Raw genomic sequence first — 3456 nt, forward strand, 5'->3', positions numbered from 1 at the left:
TGTTCCTTCGTCTCTTCCATTTTCAAATACTCCTCTGACTTTATTAAAGGGGGGTATGAGAGTGGATTTATAACTATTTATTCAGACACAATATTACAACTTTTATAAGGAGAAAAAAATCATTGAAACACCAATAATTTTTTTTCCCGAATTATTAATAATTAATTAATAATTAATTAATTCGCGCCTTGAAGCCTCCCCTTGGATAGGGGAAAAAAGCGGTCGGCAAGCGGAGCATGACCTTAGGATGGGATGGCGAGGTTTCGGTTCCCTCCGGGACGCTACGCGCACTTCGAAGCTTTGCGAAGCGCAAACGCCATATACAATCGACCAAGAGAAGAAATGATATTTCCCAATATTCAATTCCCGTACGGTTAAAACCCGAGGTAATTATCAATTATCCATTATCAATTAATGAACACCTAGATTAGAATTAAAAAAAATCAATATATTATAGGACTTAAGTTCTGTCAATTAACCTTAATTATTAATTATGGTATGATATCAAATCTGGTAGCATCGGAGCGTGTATAAAATTAAGGTCAAAATGGGCAAAAAACCTTTTGCCTTCAGCATAGCTGCCTTTTGCCTCCCTTTCACCAAAATATAACTATTCAATATGATATTATGTCCGTTGGTATCGTTAACCCAACCTACGCCTACTAATCTCTCAATTCCGTCAACACCTCATCAGTAAATGGGTTTTCCCCTGCCTGGAGTGCTTTTATCCATTCTTGCCGTTGCGCTTTCTCCTCCTCATCATCAGTCCATTCTACAAATACCTGAAAATCTGCAATTGCCTCTTCAATATCCCCTGTTAAAGCCCTGGCAAGTCCCCGACTATCAATAATATCGGCATCTTTTGGGCTAAGGACGACTGCTTTTTTACAGGCAAACATCACATCAGCAGCTTGTTGATAAAGACTTCCTTGACGACAAAGTGTATTCCAATTACCAGCAGAAATTAGATTAGGGTCGATTTTTTCTGCTTGTTTATAATATTTAATTGCTTCCTTAACTTTACCATCTTTGAGAAGTTCCCTTCCTTGAGATAAAAACCCATCTACTGCCTCATCTTGGGCTTTAGCTTCTGGGTTAAGATTTTGCCAAGTAGGAATCAATGCCATGTTATCAAGTGCTTTTGCTCGTTGATATTTATCTACTGCTGCCTCAATTTTTCCTTATTCTTGAGTGGGAGTTTCAAATACAGTGAGACTTGTCCAAGTTTCAAAATCAGGAATTAAGCGAATAAACTTCTGGGAAATTTCTGCATCTATCCATAAAAGTATTGGGAAGTGAAAATTATTTCTAAATTCCTCTCGTACTAACCCCATTGAGACGAGCAATTTATCTACATCCGTTACTGAATCTAAACCCCAAACCATTAGCGCATCTGGTTGTTGCTCTCCTAGTTGTTGGCAGATAGTGGCATAAAGTTCTCCGACTGACTCATCTAAGTGCAACTTTGCTAAGTCTCCAGAAAAGGATGTCTGGAATTGTTGGATGAGGCGATCGCGCTGAGTTAGATTATTACAACGGGCTAAAAATAGTCGAAAGTCTCCTTGAGACATTTCCAGAGCAAATATTAGCTCGGACAATAATTCTTCATTTTGATTAAAATCCGTCATTTTAGTGGCTTTGTTGTCATTTTTTGTGAATAATTAATTAATACAGGACTTACATAAAGAAACCCGGTTGCTACCCAAAATCTTATGTTTGAATATATACACATCTTAGTTACTGTAGGTCATTGTGACTGGAACGGAGCGGAAGGAAGTAATCTCGTGTAACCCCTGAGATTGCTTCCTATCATCGCAATGACGAATTTTCGATATATAAGTTGTGTAATAAATAGGTAGATAGGTGCAAATCAACCTAACTATTTCAGGACTTACGCATGGGTACTACATATAGCACAAAAAACTAGAACGTTATAGTTTTTGAACTCTACATATATGGTCTATGCGTAAGTCCTATATTTAACAATTTTTCTACTCCACCCCCTTCTCTATTTTAGAATAGATAATTGTAGCTGTACAAGTCAAAAGTAATCTACGATCGAGTTTATAGTAGGGCTTCAGCCTGATCTATGTTCGGGCTAAAGCCCTACTACGAGCTTTAACTGATAACTGAAATCTCACTGCTCAATCGCCGATCTGTAAATTTGCCAAAGCTGAATTATATTATTCTCTGCCACACTTACAAGCTGCTGACTATCAGGACTAAAAACTATTGCACCAGAACCTTTGATACTCCTCAACAATTTTCCACTGCTAATATCCCACAAATTAATTTTACCATCCTCACTACTACTAGCGAGAATTTTGCCATCTGGACTAATAGCGATCGCCTTAATTGCCTGAGAATGTTTTTCTAGAGTGTGACGCATTTCCCAGGTTTCTACATCCCAGACTAAAATCTTACTTTCTCCCCGTATCGCATGAGCAATAGTTTGCCCATCTTGACTGAAAGCGATCGCCTCTATCCTTTGATTATTATTTTTACTGGGTATAGACAGATTTTTCAAAAGTTGCCCCTGGGCGACATTCCAGAGTCGAATATATCTGGGTCCCCCACTGGTTGCCATCCGCAGACCCTGAGCACCAAAAGCAATAGGTTGAGTACCATTCATCGTTTGTAGTAGTCGCCCTGTGTAAACATCCCACAATTTAATTCCGCGAGCTGGAGTGCATCCTATCACTGCTCTGCTATCAGCAGTGAAACCTACAGCAGTCACTACGTCAGAATGCAAAAAACTGGTTAGCATTTCTCCTGTAGGAATATCCCACAATTTTACTGTACCATCCTCACTTCCACTTGCTAAGGTTTTGCCATCTGGACTAATTGCTAGTGAGAGTACATTGGCGGTATGACTTGATAAAGTATCTAGTAGTTTGCTACTTTCTAAGTTCCATAGTTGAATATCTTTTCCTCTACTACTGGCTAATATTTTGCCATTAAAACTAATGGTTACAGATAAGACAGAATCTGCTTGCTGATTAGATAGGGAACGAACTAATCTAGGTGCAAGTACAAGATCGTTAGTAATATCTGGCTGTTTTTCTGGTTCTGAGTTTTGGGAAGTCTGAGTTTCTAGTGATGGTGTTTCAGGATTTGCTGTTATTGTTGGTGTTGTTGATTGGGATGAAGTTTGGGGTGGTCTTGTTATTTGCGTTTCTGTATTTTCTATATTTTCTGTTGTTGGTTGGGATGAAGTTTGGGGTGGTCTTGTTATTTGCGTTTCTGTATTTTCTATATTTTCTGTTGTTGGTTGGGATGAAGTTTGGGGTGGTCTTGTTATTTGCGTTTCTGTATTTTCTGTATTTTCGGTTGTTGGTTGGGATGAAGTTTGGGGTGGTCTTGTTATTTGCGTTTCTGTATTTTCTGTATTTTCGGTTGTTGGTTGGGATGAAGTTTGGGGTGGTCTTGTTATTTGCGTTTCTGTATTTTCTGTAT

At 38.6% G+C, this 3456-nt stretch carries 3 protein-coding genes; all 3 read right to left on the bottom strand.

The window, feature by feature from the left end; genetic code table 11:
- Positions 1 to 662: 662 nt before the first annotated feature.
- Positions 663 to 1127, bottom strand: coding sequence for a tetratricopeptide repeat protein (locus F6K22_RS36155; protein ID WP_293109459.1), 465 nt, complete (start codon positions 1125 to 1127; stop codon positions 663 to 665).
- A 54-nt stretch (positions 1128 to 1181) separates the two neighbouring features.
- Positions 1182 to 1628, bottom strand: a complete 447-nt coding sequence (locus tag F6K22_RS36160; RefSeq protein ID WP_293109461.1) for a hypothetical protein — start codon at positions 1626 to 1628, stop codon at positions 1182 to 1184.
- Positions 1629 to 2137: 509 nt separating this feature from the next.
- The coding region (locus F6K22_RS36165; protein ID WP_483244190.1) for a WD40 repeat domain-containing protein at positions 2138 to 3456 on the bottom strand (1319 nt) is incomplete at its 5' end.

The organism is Okeania sp. SIO2F4, assembly GCF_010672385.1.
Classification (GTDB): domain Bacteria; phylum Cyanobacteriota; class Cyanobacteriia; order Cyanobacteriales; family Microcoleaceae; genus Trichodesmium.

Bases quoted from the DNA above. Each gene is read 5' to 3' on its own strand.
- F6K22_RS36155 (WP_293109459.1), bottom strand. From the start codon at position 1,127: ATGGCATTGATTCCTACTTGGCAAAATCTTAACCCAGAAGCTAAAGCC.
- F6K22_RS36160 (WP_293109461.1), bottom strand. From the start codon at position 1,628: ATGACGGATTTTAATCAAAATGAAGAATTATTGTCCGAGCTAATATTT.